General features: G+C 52.8%; 20 protein-coding genes. 8 read left to right on the top strand and 12 right to left on the bottom strand.

The genetic code is table 11. The annotated features are described in order from the left end of the window. Positions 1-14: 14 nt before the first annotated feature. On the top strand, positions 15-1,772 hold the full coding sequence (locus WCC56_RS04155; RefSeq protein ID WP_424691168.1) for a sulfite reductase subunit alpha: 1,758 nt from the start codon (positions 15-17) through the stop codon (positions 1,770-1,772). 38 nt (positions 1,773-1,810) lie between these two features. Here WCC56_RS04155 and sspB read toward each other — a convergent pair whose 3' ends face one another. From sspB to zapE, 5 genes are all read right to left on the bottom strand, one after another. Further along, positions 1,811-2,320 carry a ClpXP protease specificity-enhancing factor gene (gene sspB, locus WCC56_RS04150; protein ID WP_424691167.1) on the bottom strand — a complete coding sequence of 170 codons (510 nt, stop codon included), beginning with the start codon at positions 2,318-2,320 and terminating at the stop codon, positions 1,811-1,813. A 5-nt stretch (positions 2,321-2,325) separates the two neighbouring features. Further along, a complete protein-coding gene (sspA, locus tag WCC56_RS04145; RefSeq protein ID WP_424691166.1) occupies positions 2,326-2,967 on the bottom strand; it encodes a stringent starvation protein SspA in 642 nt (213 codons plus the stop codon). Positions 2,968-3,286: 319 nt separating this feature from the next. Beyond that, positions 3,287-3,679 (bottom strand): 30S ribosomal protein S9, encoded by a 393-nt coding sequence (gene rpsI / locus WCC56_RS04140; RefSeq protein ID WP_424691165.1) that lies wholly within the window; start codon positions 3,677-3,679, stop codon positions 3,287-3,289. A 15-nt stretch (positions 3,680-3,694) separates the two neighbouring features. Continuing rightward, complete coding sequence (rplM, locus tag WCC56_RS04135; RefSeq protein ID WP_013204066.1) at positions 3,695-4,123, bottom strand: 50S ribosomal protein L13; 429 nt, start codon at positions 4,121-4,123, stop codon at positions 3,695-3,697. 245 nt (positions 4,124-4,368) lie between these two features. Continuing rightward, positions 4,369-5,496, bottom strand: coding sequence for a cell division protein ZapE (gene zapE / locus WCC56_RS04130; protein WP_424691164.1), 1,128 nt, complete (start codon positions 5,494-5,496; stop codon positions 4,369-4,371). A gap of 187 nt (positions 5,497-5,683) precedes the next feature. Here zapE and zapG point away from each other — a divergent pair, with 187 nt between their 5' ends. The 3 genes from zapG to degS all read left to right on the top strand — a co-directional run bounded on the left by zapG (position 5,684) and on the right by degS (position 8,717). Then, a complete protein-coding gene (gene zapG / locus WCC56_RS04125; protein ID WP_013204068.1) occupies positions 5,684-6,085 on the top strand; it encodes a Z-ring associated protein ZapG in 402 nt (133 codons plus the stop codon). 122 nt (positions 6,086-6,207) lie between these two features. Further along, positions 6,208-7,581, top strand: coding sequence for a serine endoprotease DegQ (degQ, locus tag WCC56_RS04120; protein WP_424691163.1), 1,374 nt, complete (start codon positions 6,208-6,210; stop codon positions 7,579-7,581). A gap of 77 nt (positions 7,582-7,658) precedes the next feature. Further along, complete coding sequence (gene degS / locus WCC56_RS04115; RefSeq protein WP_424691162.1) at positions 7,659-8,717, top strand: outer membrane-stress sensor serine endopeptidase DegS; 1,059 nt, start codon at positions 7,659-7,661, stop codon at positions 8,715-8,717. 50 nt (positions 8,718-8,767) lie between these two features. Here degS and mdh read toward each other — a convergent pair whose 3' ends face one another. After that, positions 8,768-9,703 (bottom strand): malate dehydrogenase, encoded by a 936-nt coding sequence (mdh, locus tag WCC56_RS04110; protein ID WP_424691161.1) that lies wholly within the window; start codon positions 9,701-9,703, stop codon positions 8,768-8,770. Positions 9,704-10,142: 439 nt separating this feature from the next. Here mdh and argR point away from each other — a divergent pair, with 439 nt between their 5' ends. The 3 genes from argR (at position 10,143) to yhcN (WCC56_RS04095) (ending at position 11,699) form a co-directional block, all read left to right on the top strand. Further along, entirely contained in the window at positions 10,143-10,613 is a 471-nt protein-coding gene (argR, locus tag WCC56_RS04105) for a transcriptional regulator ArgR (RefSeq protein ID WP_424691160.1), read from the top strand. Positions 10,614-11,051: 438 nt separating this feature from the next. Next, positions 11,052-11,315: a peroxide/acid stress response protein YhcN gene (gene yhcN, locus WCC56_RS04100; RefSeq protein WP_424691159.1), complete on the top strand. Its 264-nt coding sequence runs from the start codon at positions 11,052-11,054 to the stop codon at positions 11,313-11,315. A 114-nt stretch (positions 11,316-11,429) separates the two neighbouring features. Then, positions 11,430-11,699 (top strand): peroxide/acid stress response protein YhcN, encoded by a 270-nt coding sequence (gene yhcN / locus WCC56_RS04095; protein WP_424691158.1) that lies wholly within the window; start codon positions 11,430-11,432, stop codon positions 11,697-11,699. 158 nt (positions 11,700-11,857) lie between these two features. Here the strand turns inward: yhcN (WCC56_RS04095) and WCC56_RS04090 are convergent, their stop codons facing one another. The 5 genes from WCC56_RS04090 to aaeX form a co-directional block, all read right to left on the bottom strand. Then, complete coding sequence (locus tag WCC56_RS04090) at positions 11,858-12,121, bottom strand: barstar family protein (protein WP_424691157.1); 264 nt, start codon at positions 12,119-12,121, stop codon at positions 11,858-11,860. A 51-nt stretch (positions 12,122-12,172) separates the two neighbouring features. Continuing rightward, on the bottom strand, positions 12,173-13,627 hold the full coding sequence (locus tag WCC56_RS04085) for an NAD-dependent succinate-semialdehyde dehydrogenase (RefSeq protein ID WP_424691156.1): 1,455 nt from the start codon (positions 13,625-13,627) through the stop codon (positions 12,173-12,175). A 127-nt stretch (positions 13,628-13,754) separates the two neighbouring features. Then, positions 13,755-15,713 (bottom strand): p-hydroxybenzoic acid efflux pump subunit AaeB, encoded by a 1,959-nt coding sequence (gene aaeB, locus WCC56_RS04080; protein WP_424691155.1) that lies wholly within the window; start codon positions 15,711-15,713, stop codon positions 13,755-13,757. Between the two features lie 13 nt (positions 15,714-15,726). Further along, the gene (gene aaeA / locus WCC56_RS04075; protein ID WP_424691154.1) at positions 15,727-16,659 is read right to left on the bottom strand and encodes a p-hydroxybenzoic acid efflux pump subunit AaeA; all 933 of its coding nucleotides are present in this window, start codon (positions 16,657-16,659) and stop codon (positions 15,727-15,729) included. A gap of 7 nt (positions 16,660-16,666) precedes the next feature. Next, entirely contained in the window at positions 16,667-16,870 is a 204-nt protein-coding gene (gene aaeX, locus WCC56_RS04070; protein ID WP_034890367.1) for a p-hydroxybenzoic acid efflux pump operon protein AaeX, read from the bottom strand. Positions 16,871-17,151: 281 nt separating this feature from the next. Between aaeX and aaeR the strand changes: the two genes are divergently transcribed. Beyond that, entirely contained in the window at positions 17,152-18,069 is a 918-nt protein-coding gene (gene aaeR, locus WCC56_RS04065) for an HTH-type transcriptional activator AaeR (RefSeq protein ID WP_424691153.1), read from the top strand. Between the two features lie 70 nt (positions 18,070-18,139). On the opposite strand, the gene tldD is transcribed toward aaeR, so the two are convergent. Continuing rightward, on the bottom strand, positions 18,140-19,585 hold the full coding sequence (gene tldD / locus WCC56_RS04060; protein ID WP_424691152.1) for a metalloprotease TldD: 1,446 nt from the start codon (positions 19,583-19,585) through the stop codon (positions 18,140-18,142). Positions 19,586-19,646: the final 61 nt, after the last annotated feature.

Here is a 19,646-nt window from a genome sequence, read left to right as displayed (position 1 = left end):
AGTACAGATAACCCATGAAAATTCCTTACATTCCTGAAGACGCGCCATTTAATGGCGACCAGAAATACTGGCTGGCGGGGTTTCTCGCCGGGCTACACTCACGCCTGTTAGTACTGGAAGACAGCAAGCAGGTTGCCAGCGGAACCAGTTCTGCGGCAACCACGCAGTTGCATATCCTGTTTGGCTCGCAGACCGGCAATGCCGAAGCGCTGGCACAGAGCGCAGCTAAAGCTGCCCGTGCTCAGGGCCTGGTTCCTGTGGTACAGGGCCTGGGTGAAGTGGATATCGAAGTGTTCGCGACTATGCGTCACGTACTGGTGATCACTTCCACCTACGGCGAAGGCGAGATGCCTGACAATGCTCAGCTGTTCTGGCAGGCGATTTCTGCCAGCACCGCACCGCGACTGGAGCAGATGCACTTTGCCGTACTGGCCATCGGTGACACTGGCTATGATGGCTTCTGCCAGGCCGGTAAGTTTATCGATATGCGCCTTGAGCAGCTGGGCGCCAAACGCGTCAGCGACCGTATTGATTGCGACATTGATTACGAAGAGCCTTCTAATCAGTGGATCTCCACCTCTATGCCACAGTTTGCAGCCAGCGCTGGCAGCAGCGGGACTGCGCTGGAGAATTTACCTGAAGAGCCGGTTATTCCAGGCAGCAACAAGCAGAACCCTTATGCGGCGGCACTGATCACCAATAAGCGCCTGTCTGGTGGTGACTCTGGCAAAGATATCCGTCACTTCGAATTCGATCTGACCGACAGCGGGCTGAAGTATGAAGCCGGTGATGCGCTGGGCGTTATCCCGGTGAACGATCCTTCGCTGGTTAAACTGTTGCTGACTCAGCTCAACTCTGATTACGATACCTCGGTTTCAGGCTTCGACAGAACGCTGGGCGATCTGCTGACCTATCAGTTCGAGATCTCTGAACCTTCCCGTAAGCTGATTGAATGGGTAGGCCAGAACACCACGAACCAGGAACTGCGCCACGTTCTGCAGCACGACGACAAAGAGGCGCTTGGCGTCTGGTTGTGGGGCAAAGACACGCTGGACCTGCTGCAGCTTGAGCTAACCCGCTCAATGAGCATTCCTGAGTTCGTTGCGCTGTTGCGTCCGTTGCAGCACCGTGCGTACTCCATCTCTTCAAGCTCGAAGGCGCACCCTAACCAGGTTCACCTGACTATTGCCACGCTGCGTTATCACAGCACTGGCCGTCCTCGTAGCGGTGTCTGTTCTGCCTATCTGGCTGAACGCGTTGGCCGTGGTGAAAAGCCGGCAATTTTCATTTCGCCGAACAAAGCTTTTCGCGTTCCAGCTAACAACGATGCGCCATTGATCATGATTGGCCCTGGTACCGGTATTGCGCCGTTCCGTGCCTTCCTGCAGGAACGTCAGGCAACCAGCGCGAAAGGCAAAAACTGGTTGTTCTTCGGCGACCAGCATCAGGAACACGACTTCATCTATAAAGACGAACTGCTGGGCTGGCAGGAAAGTGGCTTGCTGACTCGTCTGGATTTGGCATTCTCACGCGATCAGTCGAAGAAGATTTATGTGCAGAGCCGCATGCTTGAGCAAGGTGCAGAGCTGTTTGCCTGGCTGGAACAAGGCGCTTACTTCTACGTCTGCGGTGATGCATCGCGCATGGCGAAGGATGTGGATAAAGCCTTGTACGAGGTGATTACTCAGTTCGGCGGGATGTCTGTTGAGCGCGCGGCCGACTATGTTGACCAGCTAAAGAAAGAGAAGCGTTACCTGCGAGATGTTTACTGATCTCAGCAATAAAAAAAACGGGCCGAAAGGCCCGTTTTTTATTTCACGACGCGTAACGCCGGTCGACCACCACGCGGCGGCGGCGGTGGATCGTTATCGGGATTATCATCATCGTTCTGCACGCTGTCATCCGGGCGATCGCCATCGATAACAGACATCACCGTTTCTGGTGTGTCGGTCTGCTCGGAATCCGGATTATATTCCCCGGCTTCTTCGTAGACTGGTTCAGGCTCAAACATGGTACCTGCGCCGTTTTCACGGGCATAAATAGCCATGACTGCCGCCAGAGGAACCGTCACCTGACGAGGGACACCGCCAAAACGAGCGTTGAAAGTCACCTCATCATTCCCCAGCTCCAGGTTACCTACCGCACGCGGTGCGATGTTCAGAACGATCTGACCATCACGCGCATACTCAAGAGGCACCATCACACCCGGCAGATTGATATCCACCACCAGATGAGGGGTCAGCTGGTTGTCCAGCAGCCAGTCATAGAACGCCCGCAGTAAGTACGGGCGACGAGCGGTAAGTTGTGACATTTCTTCCATCGTAATCAGCCCCGCGTTTGCAGGCGCATTTCACGTTCTGCTTCCGTCAGAGAAGCCAGGAAGGAATCACGCTCGAAGACACGAGTCATGTAACCTTTCAGCTCTTTTGAGCCTGCGCCGACCAGCTCAATGCCCATCTGCGGCAAACGCCACAGCAGTGGTGCCAGGTAGCAATCTACCAGGCTGAACTCTTCGCTCATAAAGAACGGGGTGCGGGCAAACAGTGGAGCGATAGCCAACAGCTCTTCACGTAACTGCTTACGCGCGGCTTCTGCTTCCTGCGCCGTGCCGTTCTCAACCTTACGCATCAGGCTGTACCAGTCTTGCTCCACGCGGTGCATCATCAGACGGCTTTCACCACGAGCAACCGGATAAACCGGCATCAATGGTGGATGCGGGAAACGCTCATCAAGGTATTCCATGATGATGCGGGATTCGTACAACGTCAGTTCACGATCAACCAGCGTAGGAACAGTGCGGTACGGATTGAGGTCAATCAGATCCTGGGGCAGGCTATCCATTTCTACCTGCTCGATCTCTACGCTGACACCCTTTTCCGCCAGAACAATACGAACCTGGTGGCTAAAAATGTCAGTAGGACCAGAAAACAGCGTCATTACCGAACGTTTGTTGGCAGCGACAGCCATGTAAACCTCCAAGTTTATCCAGAAAATTACTGCGCAAGCCCGCCAGGTGGCGTTTAACCTGCTTAATAGAGTGCCATTAGCATGATGTGAAGCCGAACCAGCATCCACTCAGGATTTCATGCATCAATGCCCTGCTAATGCGCGCAAAGTGACACAGAGTTTACCAGATTTTAGACAGCTTGTGGGGGCGGGAACGAGGATTTGACGGGAAAAGGGTAAACCCCATCGCGTTTTCCTTCACTTTGCCAGCGGCAGAAAAGAAAAAACCCGGTGCAGGCACCGGGTTTTTCGATAATCGACTCTGCCGGAGCAGAATAAATTAACGCTTGGAGAACTGAGGACGACGACGTGCTTTACGCAGGCCGACTTTCTTACGTTCTACCTGACGAGCATCACGAGTCACGAAGCCTGCTTTACGCAGTTCGCCACGCAGTGATTCGTCAAACTCCATCAGAGCGCGTGTGATACCGTGACGGATCGCACCAGCCTGACCAGAGATACCACCACCTTTAACAGTGATGTACAAATCGAATTTACCAACCATGTCCAACAGTTCCAGCGGCTGACGAACTACCATGCGGGCAGTTTCGCGACCGAAGTACTGTTCTAAAGAACGCTGGTTAATAACGATGTTACCGCTACCCGGCTTCATGAAGACGCGTGCGGAAGAGCTTTTGCGGCGACCAGTGCCGTAGTTTTGATTCTCAGCCATTGCCTGTAATCCCGATTAAATGTCAAGAACTTGCGGTTGCTGTGCCGCATGGTTGTGCTCGTTGCCCGCGTAAACTTTCAGTTTACGGTACATCGCACGACCCAGCGGGCCCTTTGGCAGCATGCCCTTAACCGCGATTTCAATCACACGCTCAGGACGGCGAGCAATCATCTCTTCGAAGGTCGCTTGCTTGATACCACCGACGAAACCGGTGTGATGGTAATAAATCTTATCGGTACGCTTGTTACCGGTTACGGCAACTTTCTCAGCGTTAAGAACGATAATATAATCGCCAGTATCAACGTGCGGAGTATATTCCGCTTTGTGCTTACCGCGCAGGCGACGAGCCAGTTCGGTCGCTAAACGACCTAAAGTTTTGCCAGTTGCGTCAACAACAAACCAGTCACGTTGGACCGATTCTGGCTTAGCTGTAAAAGTTTTCATTTAAAAGCTTACCCAAATTAAGTTACACGTTGGTGAAATCCCAAACGCTTGAATAAACGGTTGAGGCTCACACGACCATCTTGACCAGCAAGCCCACCCCTTCGGATAGAGTTACTGGAACACAAAGAGTTTTGGGAAAAAAACCTTTGTTGTAACGTGGGGTCGCAAGATTATAGAGAAGTCGGCCACAAAGCGCGACCCTTTTCTCACAATAATTGCACCCCAGCGCCCCGCCCTGGCTTGCTTCAGGGCAAGTGCGCCAGCCGGAGGTACTCTTCGCTTTGCATCTCCTGCAAGCGGGAGACGCAGCGTTGGTATTCAAACTTCAGCCGAGCGCCTTGATAAATCTCAAACAATGAGGCTTCGGCGGAGACCACTAGCTTAACATGCCGCTCGTAGAACTCATCCACCAATGCCAGAAAACGCCTTGCCTGGTCTTCCGTCTTGTAGATCATCACCGGCACGTTATACAGCAGCACGCTGTGAAAACGTCGCGACAGTTCGATGTAGTCATGCTGGCTACGCCCTTCACCGCACAACGTTTTAAAATCCATAGCCACCACGCCTTCAGCCATTCCCTGCGTAGGCAGAGAACGGTGATTGATCTCCAGCACCGGCTTGTCACTTCTGGCAACCCCCGCCAGCGCCACAAACATCCTTTCCATCTCTTTGCTGGTATCGTCATTTAGCGGCGTCATCCACAGATGGGCTGACGTCAGCGTGCGCAGGCGATAATCAATCCCGGCATCGACGTTCATGATTTCGCAATGCTGCTTAATCATCTCGATGGCTGGCAGAAAGCGAGCCCGCTGCAGGCCATTGCGATAGAGATCGTCCGGTGGAATGTTGGACGTGGCTACCAGAGTGATCCCTCTGGCGAATAACGCTTCCATCAGCGTGCCCAACAACATGGCATCGGTGATATCAGAAACAAAGAATTCATCGAAGCACAGCAGGTCAGTTTCGCTTTTGAAACGATCGGCGACAATTTGCAGTGGATCGCTTTGTCCCTGAAGCTCCGTCAGCTCCTGATGGACACGTAACATAAAGCGGTGAAAGTGCAGACGCTGCTTACGCTCTCCAGGAATTGCCTGAAAAAACATATCCATCAGCCAGGTTTTCCCCCGGCCAACGCCGCCCCACATATATAAGCCACGAGCCGCTGACGGCGTCTCAGCTTTTCCTTTGCCCATCAGCTTATTTAGCTTGCCAAAAAGACCCCTGGCAGGCTGAGGAGAAACCGGCTGAAGGCTAGTCAGCGCCTGATAAATACCGTCCAGGCGAGTCATGGCGTCGAGTTGTACTGCGTCAGGCTGGAATTCGCCTTTTTCCAGCGCCTGCTGGTACCGCGCCAGAGGAGACATCGTTTGCATAATTTATTCACATTCCCTGAAAAATTCGGTGCGTCAGGTGGTTGATTGTCGAAAAAAAGGCCGCTATACACTAAGCGATGCAGCCTCAGGATTCCACTTCCATCAGATTAGCGGTTATAGTGGCAGGTAGTGAACTGGCGTTGGCCAGTAGCCCTTACGGAACAACGAAGACAACACGGGAGTTATTATGACCTGGGAATACGCGCTTATTGGCTTGGTAGTTGGATTAATCATCGGCGCGGCGGCCATGCGTTTTGGCAACAAAAAGCTTCGCGAGCAGCGGAGCCAGCAGTACGAACTGGAAAAAACGAAAGCTGAACTGGCCGATTATCGTGAAGAGCTGACCAGCCACTTTGCACAAAGTGCTGAGCTGCTGGATAACATGGCGCGCGATTACCGTCAGCTTTATCAGCATATGGCAAAAGGGTCTAATGACCTGCTGCCAAACCTGCCGGGTGAGAAAAACCCCTTTGCTTACCAGCTGACTGAATCAGAAGCTGATAACGATCAGGTCCCGGTTCAGATGCCACGCGACTACCCGGACAGCGCTTCAGGCCTGCTTCGCGGCGACCGTGCAGCACAGAAATAAGCAGAATGAAGTCAGGGCGCTCAGCGCCCTTTTTTTCCTTTTGCAGCAGTAAAATCCGCACTCTGAGTTGTAGACCGATATCTGAGTTCCCCCACCCTTTTTGTAGCGAGAGCGTCTTAGCGATGAAGAAAAAATCCTTACTGTTAAGTGCATTGGCATTGAGTATTGGCATGAATCTGACCATCGCTCCCCAGGCTTTGGCTACGCTCCCCGCGCAAATTGAGGGGCAACCACTGCCAAGCCTGGCACCGATGCTTGAAAAAGTGCTTCCTGCCGTGGTTAGCGTGCATGTGGAAGGCACCCAAACGCCGGCACAATCTCAGGAAATCCCTGAACCCTTGAAGAAATTCTTTGGTCAGGGCCAGGACGGTGATTCACAGCCGCAGCCCTTCGAAGGGCTGGCTTCCGGCGTAGTGATCAATGCTGATAAGGGTTATGTGCTGACCAATAATCATGTGGTCAATGGCGCCACCAAAATCAGTGTCCAGCTGAGCGATGGTCGTGAAATCGATGCCAAACTTATTGGCCATGATGAGCAAACCGATATCGCTCTGATCCAGATCAGCGGAGCGAAGGGCCTGACGCAGATAAAAGTGGCAGATTCCGATCAGCTTAAAGTCGGTGATTTTGCCGTTGCTATTGGTAATCCTTTTGGCCTGGGCCAGACAGCCACCTCAGGGATTGTCTCAGCTCTGGGACGCAGCGGGTTGAATCTTGAAGGTCTGGAAAACTTTATTCAGACCGATGCAGCGATCAACCGCGGCAACTCAGGCGGCGCGCTGGTGAACCTGAATGGCGAACTGATTGGCCTGAATACCGCCATTCTGTCGTCCGCCGGGGGCAATATCGGTATTGGCTTTGCCATCCCAAGCAATATGGCGATGAACCTGGCTCAGCAGCTGATTGATTTTGGCGAAGTGAAGCGCGGCCAGCTGGGCATTAAAGGCACCGAGATGACGGCTGATATGGCCAAAGCCTTTAACGTTGAGGCTCAGCGCGGGGCTTTCGTTAATGAAGTTCTGCCGGGTTCTGCGGCGGCTAAAGCTGGTATCAAGGCCGGGGATATCATCACCAGTCTGGATGACAAGCCGATAGACAGCTTCGCCGCGCTGCGGGTTAAAATTGGCACCACCGCACCAGGCAAAGACGTTAAAGTCGGCCTGATCCGTGAAGGTAAGCCGGTTACCGTGACCGTCAAACTGGATGCCAGTACGCAAACCTCAACCACTGCCGACCAGAGCACACCAGCTCTGCAAGGTGCCACCTTTACCGATGGTGCAGCGAAAGACGGAACCAAAGGGGTTGTAGTGGATGACGTCGCTAAATCCTCGCCAGCTGAGCAATACGGCATGAAGAAAGGCGATGTGATTGTCGGCCTTAACCGTACCAGAGTGGCAAACCTGGCCGAGCTGCGTAAGCTGCTGGAAGCCAAACCCCCTCTGCTGGCACTGAATGTCATCCGTGGTGAGTCGAGCCTCTATCTGCTTTTACGTTAAATCATGAAGCGGACACCTGCGTGTCCGCTTAACTCATGCTATCCTGCCCAACGTTCATTCACTCACCTTTTAAAGCCATGTTTCCTAAACTATTGCGTTCAGTGCTTCTTGGCCTTGTGGTTGCGGGTCTCTTACTGGCTGGTCTGCCAGCACTGAGGATCGGCAGTGACTTTTTCACGCACAAAGATGACAGCGCTGATGAAACGCCTGTCAGCTACAACTCTGCTGTCCGCCGGGCTGCTCCCGCGGTAGTGAATGTTTACAACCGTAGTGCCAATGCCTCCGCTGATAACCTTGAGATCCGCACCCTGGGATCGGGCGTGATCATGGATGGCCGTGGCTATATTCTGACCAACAAACACGTGATCAATGATGCAGACCAGATCATCGTTGCGCTGCAAGATGGCCGCATCTTTGAGGCTATGTTGGTGGGCTCAGACAGTCTGACCGATCTTGCCGTGTTAAAGATCACCGCTTCCGGCCTGCCGGTTATCCCGATCAATCCCAAACGCATTGCCCATATCGGCGATTTGGTGATGGCAATCGGTAATCCTTATAACATTGGTCAGACAGTGACTCAGGGGATTATCAGTGCCACAGGCCGCGTGGGCCTGAGCCCTTCCCGCTATCAGAACTTCCTACAGACAGATGCTTCCATCAACAAAGGGAACTCGGGCGGTGCCTTGATCAACTCCCTGGGTGAACTGATGGGAATTAACACCCTGTCGTTTGATAAAAGTAATGACGGGGAAACCCCGGAAGGAATTGGTTTTGCTATCCCTACCGCGCTGGCAGCGAAGATCATGGATAAGTTAATCCGCGATGGTCGGGTTATTCGTGGATTTATCGGCATCAGCGGCCGCGAAGTGCCACAAATGCACGGCCAGAACAGCAGCCTCGATCATATTCAGGGCATTGTGGTGACCAATGTGTCTCAGGGCGGCCCGGCAGCTAAAGCGGGACTGCAGATGAATGATGTGATCACCAGCGTGAACCATAAACCGGCTATTTCTGCCCTGGAAACCATGGATCAGGTTGCTGAGATTCGACCAGGTACGGTGATAAACGTGGATATTATCCGTAACGATCGGAAGATGACGTTACCCATTACCGTGCTGGAATATCCTGGGAATTAAGCGTGAAGCGCATGAATGCAGGGCCAGTCAGTGCTGGCCCTGTAGCAGGATTATTTAACGAACTCTTCACCCAGGGTGATATCTTTCTTCAGCGTGTCCAGCATACCTTCCAGCGACTTCTGCTCGAAAGCGCTCAGCGTACCGATTGGTTTGCGCTCAACGATGCCGTTTTTGCCCAGCAGCAGAGGCTGTGAGAAGAAGCGAGCATACTCACCTTCGCCTTCAACATAAGCACATTCCACGACATTGCTTTCGCCGTTGATGGCGCGTACCAGCGACAGGCCAAATTTGGCTGCGGCCTGTCCCATAGACAGCGTGGCGGATCCGCCACCAGCTTTCGCCTCAACCACTTCGGTACCCGCGTTCTGAATACGTTTAGTCAGATCGGCCACTTCCTGTTCGGAGAAGCTAACGCCTGGGATCTGTGAAAGCAGAGGCAAAATAGTCACGCCTGAGTGTCCACCCACGACCGGAATGTCCAGCTCGGCAGGGTTTTTGCCTTTCAGCTCCGCCACAAACGTATTGGAACGGATAATGTCCAGCGTGGTAATGCCAAACAGCTTGTTCTTATCATAAACTCCGGCTTTCTTCAGCACTTCCGCCGCAATAGCTACCGTGGTGTTAACCGGGTTAGTGATGATACCAATCAGCGCTTTAGGGCAGGTGCTGGCAACCTGTTCTATCAGATTACGCACAATTCCGGCGTTAACATTAAACAGATCGGAACGATCCATGCCTGGCTTACGTGCCACGCCAGCGGAGATCAGCACAACGTCAGCACCTTTCAGCGCCGGAGTCGCGTCTTCGCCACAGAAACCTTTGATATTGACTGCTGTAGGGATGTGGCTCAAATCAACAGCTACGCCAGGCGTAACGGGAGCGATGTCGTACAGAGAGAGGTCTGAACCCGCTGGAAGCTGGGTTTTAAGCAGAAGTGCGAGAGCCTGGCCAATACCGCCAGCTGCGCCGAGAACTGCAACTTTCATCCTGAACTCCTTATTATAGTGAGCGTAAAGTACTGTGAATCCATCTGATTACGAACATAGACGACCATTCAGGTTCTGGCGATTGCTATCATAACTTTCTGGGCGCTCACGCCCAAAACCGCAGAAGCAGGTGAGATTGACCGCATTTAAGGGCAAGGCCATTCGTAGCCAGCTGCAGAAACAGGATTCGGCTTTACATTACACCCTTAGCGCTAAGCAGAACAACATCAATTTAATAACAAATCGTTTACTTTTTGCGCTACATCCTTGTCTGAGCGGGTATTTTTTTTCCGTCGAAAGTTTGGCATACTGTCGCGCCTCCGCCCTATCCCCAGCATAAAATCCCGCGCCTTATTGCATAACAATTCATTTAATTGCATAATCACCGCCAGCCCCGTCAGGGAAATCCCCTTTATTTCTGACTCTTTAGCGGAAGCCTATGCGTAACCCATCAAAACAAGAAGACCTGATTAAGGCCTTTAAATCTTTACTGAAAGAAGAGAAGTTCAGCTCGCAGGGCGAGATTGTGGCGGCTTTGCAGGAAGATGGCTTCGACAATATCAATCAGTCTAAAGTCTCCCGTATGTTGACCAAGTTTGGTGCCGTGCGCACACGCAACGCCAAAATGGAAATGGTCTATTGCCTGCCGGCCGAACTTGGCGTGCCCACCACCACCAGCCCACTCAAAAACCTCGTGTTAGATATCGACTACAACGATGCGTTGGTGGTGATCCATACCAGCCCCGGCGCGGCACAGCTGATAGCGCGCCTGCTGGACTCGCTGGGCAAGGCAGAAGGGATCCTCGGCACCATCGCCGGTGACGATACGATCTTTATTACCCCTGCCCGCGCCTTTACGGTAAAGCAGCTGTTCGAAGCGATTCTGATCCTCTTCGAGCAAGAGTTATAAGCAGCCGCAATGAAAGCCTGATAATTAACCGAAGGCTAACTAACTCTTATCATCACCTTTTCGTAGAGCCGGCGCCTGCCGGCTTGTGCTTTCCCACCGTTCAACACCCCTCTTATCAGCATGATGCACTGCCTTTACCAGGCTATATCAGGCAGAAAAACCAGATACCCTCGTCTCATAGTGTGATCCACCCCAAATAAGCGCACAAATAGCTAAAGTAACCTATCTCCATGTTTTTACATGTATTTAACATGTGGAGGGCAAGTTATAAGCGTTTTTTATAACGTCTGGTTATTAAAATGCAGTTTTCGGCTAAAGTATCGCAACAAAACATTATTAGCAGGCTATTAATATTTTACGTTATTAGATCTATACTTGTTTTCGTGATGACAATCACACTAAACAAAAAGATAAAAATCATATTACGAGGAAATAAACATGAACATTAAAACTACTGTTGCGGCTGTAACCGTTCTTTCTGCTCTCTCATTTGGTGCTTTTGCAGCTGAATCTGTTAACGCGGATCAGGCGCAAAATCTGCAATCCGTTGGCACCATCTCCGTGAGCGGCGTTGCCGGTTCACCAATGGACATCAATCAGAAGCTGAATGATAAGGCTGATGCTCAGGGTGCCAGTGCTTACCGTGTTGTAGAGGCTTACAACAACGGCAACTACCATGCGACGGCAGAGCTGTACAAATAAGCAAAGACTTTCCGGCAGTACGGTATTAACGACTAAATAAAACGGTAACCCCAAGAATAATAATCGCTTTTGAGCCCTTTCGGTTACCGCTCAACTTTATCTGGAGCATTGATCATGAAAACCAAATTAGCACTCGCAGTCCTTAGTCTGGCCTCCGTTCTCTCTTTCGGTGCCAACGCCGCTCATCTTGTGACTGACCAACAGGCTGCCGATCAGAACTTGCAGTCAATGGGAACCGTCAGCGTCAGTGGTATTGACGGTGCGCCTACCGATATCCGCCATGAGCTCTCTCAGAAAGCGGATCAGCAAGGTGCCAGCTCTTATCGCGTGATCGAAGCGCGCAATGATGGCAACTACCACGCGACTGCAGAGCTGTATAAATAAAGTCGAGTAAGTACAAAAAATTAGAAGGTGCCAGCGCCTGCTTGTTGTCGAACACGCCAATCCCTTTAGCTGGCTTGTCACTGCTACTGTAAGACATTCCTCGTCAGTATGACGAACCCTTTGGCCCCGCTTGTCGGGGCCCTTTTTGTCTCTACTGACTAATGAACATTAAAGCGGAGCTGCCCTTCCAGCTCCTCTTCTGCCTCATCAAACAGCAGGATTAACGCCCCATAACGCCGCTTCTGGCCGATCCCTAAATGAATGAATTCAATCTCTAAGGGCACAGGCAGCGCGGTGACGGCTTCCCATAAGCTGTCTAAATCCGTCACGTTCACCTCCACCAGCGCAAATCGTTCGCTAAACTGGCGGTAAAAGTGTGCCTGATCGACAATTTCATCAAAATCAAAAATCTCTGTTCTCATACCAGCCGCTCCACGAGGCACTCGGTTGGGCGACTGAGGCCGCCCGGTGAGTTACAGTCCCCCAATATGCAGGGCTTTCACTTCTAAAAACTCTTCTAGCCCCAGTACCGATCCTTCACGTCCCAGGCCAGATTCTTTCACACCGCCAAAAGGCGCCAGCTCTGTTGAGACCGCACACTCGTTAATGCCGACCATGCCACTCTCCAGTGCTGCAGAGACCCGGAACACGCGCTGAAGGTTTTGCGTATAGAAATAAGCAGCGAGGCCAAACTCGGTATCATTTGCCCGACGAATAACCTCTTCCTCCTCATCAAAACGGAAGCAGGCCGCCACGGGGCCGAAAGTCTCCTCATTGGCCAGCTTCATCTTCTCATTGGCTTCGGCTATCACCGTTGGCTGCCAGAAATTGCCACCCAGCTCATGTCGGCCGCCACCGGCAACAATTTTGCCGCCATTGGCAACGGCATCGTTTACGTGCTCTTCCACTTTTTCCAGCGCGGAAGCTTCAATCAAGGGCCCAACGATCACCCCTTCTTCCATCCCGTTGCCGACTTTCAGTTTTTTAACCTCGTCAGCCAGCTGACTGACAAAGCGGTCGTAAACGCTGTTATGAATGAAGAAACGGTTAACACTGACGCATACCTGGCCTGCATTGCGGAATTTATTGGCGATGGCGCCTTTTACGGCGGCATCAATATCAGCATCTTCAAAAACGATATAAGGCGCGTTGCCACCCAGCTCCATCGAGACCTTTTTCATCGTCTCTGCCGCGTTTCGCATCAACAGCTTGCCCACAGCCGTAGAGCCGGTGAAAGAAATCTTCCTGACCGCCTTACTGGCCATAATGGCATCGCTGATGGCATGAGTATCTCCCGCCACGGCATTCAGAACACCGTCTGGCACGCCAGCCCTCTTCGCAAGTGCCAGCAGAGCAAAGGCGGAAAGTGGGGTATTGTTGGCTGGTTTGATGACACCGGTACAGCCTGCAGCCAGTGCCGGTCCCAGTTTGCGGGTCAGCATCGCCATCGGGAAATTCCAGGGCGTAATAGCGGCGACTACACCAACAGGCTCACGCGTTGCCAGGATCCGCGAGCCAGCCTTAGCAGGCGGAATGATCTCTCCGTTAGCGCGCTTAGCCTGTTCGGCGAACCACTGAATGAAGCTGGCCGCATACTCCACTTCGCCTTCGGCTTCCTTCACTGGCTTTCCCTGTTCGGCGGTCATTAACTTACCCAGCCAGGCTTTATTGTCGATTATCAACTGATACCAGCGATGAAGGATTTCACTGCGCTCTTTAGCTGTTTTGGCCCGCCAGGCTGGGAAAGCTTTCTCTGCCGCGGCAATCGCTTGTTCAGTTTCTGCTTTACCTGCTCGTGCTACCTGGGCAATCACTTCGCCGGTAGCCGGATTCAGTACATCAAAAGTGGCAGCCGTGCGTAGCCACTGACCGTCACAAAAATAGCCGGTCTGGAACAGTTCGTGATCCTGAAGCATAGAAGTGCTCATCGTGTTCTCCTGAGGGGTTTGCCATCCTGATGGAATAAGTATAGATGGCACACTTTATCCCTGTATGAACCTGTCGGGGAGAAACGTGAATGGGAAAGCGCTGATACCGGACGGTATCAGCGTAAAGTCAGATTTGGATGAGGGTGTTCTGGTACTTTTTCAGCGTATTCGCCAGCCTTTTGACCGGTTCGGTGACGTTCAGCGGGGCTTCATACTGGACAAGTTTTTCCTGATAAACCTCCAGCTCCGCCAGCAGGCGCTCGAAGTAGCGCTGCCTTTTCGCCTCGGTTCTGGCCGCTATCACCTGGTCCGCAGTATGCCGCAGCTGTTTGTGGTAAGCCGATAAATCGCCGTTGACCGGAATATCAGCATCCCGCAGGCGCTGATGCCCGATGATCAGCGTCAGGGCAATACGGAATTTATCGATGTCGCCCGGGAAAATGTTCAGCAACATAAAGAGCTGGTGATAAAGAGCAGGCAGATGGTTCTCACGGCGGCGAGCCTGATTGGTGCTCATGGCCGAGACGGCGGCATACATAAAGCGATTTAACAGGATCCGGCCCGTGCGGGCTTTCGAAGTATCGCGGATCAACAGGATCACCAGCAGTGCGAGGAAACAGCCGATGGCCTGTCCCAGCGCATTATCCAGAAACGCGGTGACGTTGAAAGTCATCGGGTTATCCAGAGTAATAATGTTGATGGTGCCGACCAGAGCACCAAGCGTGCCAATCTGCCGCCGCTGGATCAGGATCCCACCGATAAACGCCATCACGCCAAGAGAGATGCACAGCAGCAGCATGCTTTGCTGCGTTGAGGGCATAATGACCATGTAATAGAGCGATCCAAGGGGGATCGCCACGATCATGCCGTAAAGAAAATCCTTCGCCATCATTAACGGATTTGGCATACGCATCGCTAATGCGGTGATCACCGCGAGCATGACCATAGCTCCGCTGCCTGAAGCCCAGCCGGTCCATAACCAGAACAGCGATCCTACCGCAGTGGCAACAAAGGTTCTGACGCCGTTAATGATGGCATGGCGTGATTCGGCCGAACGCATTTTCACTACCGGTTCATCATTCAGGACTTCCCGCTCAATGCGGCTGATGCTGCTGTTGGTGTGGATCCCTTTTAACAGCAGCAAGTAGCGTGTGGCAGCTACCACCCAGTTCTGCAAAGTCACCGGGGTGTTTTTGCTGCCACTGGTGGTGATAACCCGGCGCATGATCTTCATTCGCTTATGGATATCACCGATGTTTTCGACCGATTTATCAAAAAAGATATGAAACTGCGGCGGGACATATTCTTTGCGACTGTCCTGGATCAGGTAAGTTTCGGCTGCCTGAGTAATCAACGTCAGCGAAAGGGTGCTCAGCGCTCGCATCCGCTCATCAATTTTCTGCCAGCGGCTCGATTCCATCATCAGGTTGCCACGCATACCGTTCAGCGCAGTGGTCCGGCGAACTAAATTGGTCCATAACCGATCGACTTCTTCCTTATCACCGTGTGCGACACAAAGCTGCATCAGTTTGTACTGATCCACCAGCAAGGCATCGATTTCACGGTCAATATCCTGTTTCACCGAGCGTGGCGAAAACAGCATATCGGCCAGGATCGCACAGACGATCCCGATAATGATTTCACTGCAGCGTTCAACCGCAAACTGAGGAGCAAGCAGCACCGACCCGTTAGCGTCGACGCTGACCACAATGATCAGCGCGGTGTAGCCCGCCAGGCCCAGCGCATAAGAGTTTTCAATTTTGATCAGAGATGAGAGCCAGACACAAAGCCCGGCCCACATGCAGCAAAGCAGCATCATCAGAGCGGGCGCCCTGATGGTGGCAATCATGATCACCAGCGCGGCAATACAGCCGAGGAAGGTGCCGATTATACGCAACATGCCACGATGGCGAAGCGCACCGGAAAAGGGATCGCCCCCCGCGGCAAACGCGGTTCCGCCTGCCACGATGCAGGCGGTCATTACTGCCCAGCGGGGCGTTTCAAGATTGAAGTGAAAACCAATCAGCAGTGACAGCACAATGGCAAAAGTCAGCTTGATCGGGAACCGCAAACGGTGCCACTGCATAATGCTCTCCTGCTTAACCGAACTCACGCAGGCGATGCATCAACTTCGACATCGGCGACATCTGCTCCGGCTTGCGATCTTCCGCACCGGTGACCACGATAGTCGCAGTAGTCCCAGACGGGTAAAGATTGCCCTGCTGCTCATCCAGGTGAATACGCACCGGCACACGCTGCGCCAGACGAACCCACTCAAGGTTGGAGTCGATAGTGGCCATCCCTTTACTGTCGAGAGTGCTGCTGCTGTTGGTCACACCAGCCGCGACACTGTCCACCGTTCCGTGTAATACACGGTTGCTGCCCAGCGGGGTGATCTCCACACGGTAGCCAGGACGAACGCCTTCCAGCTTGGTTTCTTCCATGTAGGCCAGCACATAGAAAGTATGCTGCTGCACCAGGGCTACGGCGGTTGAACCTCGGGTGATGAACTCACCACGGTACACGTTCAGGTTAGTGACCCAGCCATCGGCCGGTGCTTTCACTACGGTACGCGCCAGATCTAATTTTGCGGTATCACGGGTAGCGATAGATTTCGCCAGCTGGTGCTCAGAAGTTTGATAATCGTTATTGGACTGTTCGATGGCCTCACGGGACATCGCAGAAACCCCCAACTGATTACGACGAGCAGCTTCGCGACGTTTCTCGTTCACCAGGGCCTGGTAGTAAGCCACATCGGCTTCGGCTTCATCCAACGCCTGCTGATAGCGCGGCTGATCGACCACAAACAGCACCTGGCCTTTCTTCACCAGCTGGTTATCGCGTACCTGAACATCAGAAATCAGTCCGCTAACGTCCGGGGCAATCGCCACGACATCCGCAGTAAATTTCGCATCGCGTGTCCACGGGGATTCTGTGTAGAACACCCATGCGCGGAAAATCAGGATAATGGCGATCACAACCAGAATCAGGGTTATGGCGTATCGGGCAATTTTTGTTGTTAGCGCTTTCACTATGACCTCAGACAAACAATCGGGAAACCAGGTAGAACAGGCAGCAGTAGAGTGCTGTATTAAACAGTGCAGGATGCCAGACCAGGTCATAGATCCCGGTAGGTGTTAACAAACGACGCACCAGCCAGAACAGCATCAATGACACAATAATTTCAAAGAAAATGGGCGGGAAAGAGAGCCCAAATATCACAATAACCGGAAGCACACTCATCTTTTATCCTTGTCAGTACCTTACCGGGCACACGCCTTCTGGCAGACTCAAGCCACCTCCCGGTTCAAGGGGGGCTGCTGCTTTACAGGTTGATGATGATAGAGTAACAGACAAGCTGTCAGATAATCATAACCGGCGCTCAATGAATAATAGCGTATTCAGGAGCCAGCATTGCGGTGAGTAGAGTTACGGAAAGGTAACCCGGCGCCGCTATAATAACGCGCCTGACTATGTGTTATCTACCTAATGTGATCTAAATCACTTTTAAGCCAGGGTTAACAATGGAAAGACTGAAGGGCATGTCCGTCTTCGCACGGGTGGTGGAACTGGGATCCTTTACGGCGGCGGCCAATCGGATGCAAATGAGCGTCTCTGCCGTCAGCCAGATTGTAGCCAAACTGGAAGATGAACTGCAGGTCAAATTATTGAATCGCAGCACCCGCAGTATAGGGCTGACCGAAGCCGGGAAAATCTACTTTCAGGGCTGCCGCCGCATGATGTCTGAGGCGCAGCAGGTCCATGAACAGCTTTACGCCTTTAATAATACACCCGTCGGCACCTTAAGGATCGGCAGTTCCTCTACCATGGCGCAAAACGTGCTGGCCAATATGACGGCAGAGATGCTGCGGGAATATCCGGGACTGACAGTGAACCTGGTGACCGGCAGCCCGGCACCCGATTTGATCGCTGATGGACTGGATTTAGTGATCCGTTTAGGCGCGCTGCAAGACTCCAGCTTGTTCTCGCGGCGGTTGGGCTCAATGCCGATGGTGGTTTGCGCAGCCAAAAGCTATCTGACGCAACACGGCACACCCGAGAAACCCTCTGACTTGAGTAACTTCTCGTGGCTGGAATACAGCGTCCGCCCTGATAATGATTTTGAACTCACGTCACCTGAAGGCGTTTCTATCCGACTTTCTCTACAGGGCCGCTTCGCTACCAACGATTCACAAACCCTGATCCGCTGGCTGGTTTCCGGTACGGGGATCGCTCATGTGCCGTTGATGTGGGTCATTGATGAGATTAACGCCGGGCAGGTGGAGATCCTGTTTGCTCATTATCAATCCGCACCCCGACCTGTTTATGCCGTGTATACGCAGAAAGACAAGCTGCCGCTGAAGGTACAGGTCTGCATTAACTATCTGACCGACTATTTTGACAAAGTGGCGGATGTTTATCAGGAGTCCCGGCAGGAGTAGAGGCCGGAAAAGCAAAAAGGGACGATTTCTCGTCCCTTTTGTCTGCAGGCGTTGACCTGTCGCTAACGGATTAGGCCGTTCCACCCACCGTCAGTTTATCCAGCTTCAGCGTTGGCTGACCAACACCTACCGGCAGACTCTGGCCTTCTTTACCACAAACCCCAACGCCTTTATCCAGCGCCAGATCGTTACCGACCATTGAGATTTGCTGCATCGCTTCAATGCCTGAGCCAATCAAAGTCGCGCCTTTTACTGGCTTGGTCACTTTGCCGTTCTCAATCAGGTAGGCCTCTGAAGTAGAGAACACAAACTTACCTGAAGTGATATCTACCTGACCGCCGCCGAAATTCGGTGCATAAAGACCGTATTCCACGCTTTCAATAATATCCTGCGGTGTGGACTTACCGGCCAGCATATAAGTATTGGTCATGCGCGGCATTGGCAAGTGAGCATAGGATTCACGGCGGCCGTTTCCGGTCGGGTTAACCCCCATCAGACGCGCGTTCAGCTTGTCCTGCATGTAGCCTTTCAGAATGCCGTTTTCAATCAGGACGTTGTACTGACCCGGCACGCCTTCATCATCCACCGCCAGCGAACCGCGCAGGCCTTCGAGGGTGCCATCGTCCACAACGGTACAAAGCTCAGAGGCTACAAGCTGCCCCATTTGTCCACTGAAGACAGAGGTGCCACGGCGGTTGAAGTCGCCTTCCAGCCCGTGGCCGACAGCTTCGTGCAACAGCACGCCTGGCCAGCCAGCGCCCAGCACCACAGGAATGGTTCCTGCTGGAGCGGCTACCGCATTCAGATTGACCAATGCCATTCGCACGGCTTCACGCGCCCAGGCTTCTGCACGCATTTCGCCAGACTCATCGGCCAGGAAGAACTCATAGCCGAAGCGTCCGCCGCCGCCGCTTGATCCCCGCTCACGCTTGCCGTTCTCCTCAACCTGTACGCTGACAGAAAGGCGAACCAGCGGTCGAATATCGGTCGCCAGCGTGCCGTCAGTGGCGGCAACCAGGATCATTTCATATACGCCGCTCAGACTGGCGCTGACTTCCTGCACGCGTTTGTCTGCAGCGCGAGCAGCGCTATCAACACGGTGTAATAAAGCAATTTTCTCTTCGCGAGTCAGGCTTTGCAGCGGATCCACCGTTGGGTACAGCGGACGATGCATCACCGCGCCAAGCGTGTGGGATTTTCCATTACCTTGTTCACGCACAATGCTGCGGGCAGCTGTCGCGCTCTGCGTCAGGGCATTCAGCGTGATCTGGTCTGCATAAGCAAAACCGGTCTTTTCGCCGCTGACGGCACGGACGCCGACACCCTGATCGATGTTCCATGAACCGTCTTTGATGATGCGGTCTTCCAGCACCCAGGATTCGTGAAAGCTGGACTGGAAATAGAGGTCGGCATAATCCAGTTTACGTTCAGACAGCTGACCGAGAAGGGAAAAGAGATCCTGTTGATTAATGTTATTAGCAGTTAGTAACTGCTCACTTACCAGATTCAGACTCATGAATTCTCGCTCTGTTTGGATGAGCCAGTAACCGCTGGCATCGCATATCTATAGCCTGAGG

The sequence above is a fragment of the Erwinia sp. genome, assembly GCF_049696395.1.
Taxonomy (GTDB): Bacteria; Pseudomonadota; Gammaproteobacteria; order Enterobacterales; family Enterobacteriaceae; genus Erwinia.
This window is presented reverse-complemented; position numbering and strand designations above follow the sequence as displayed.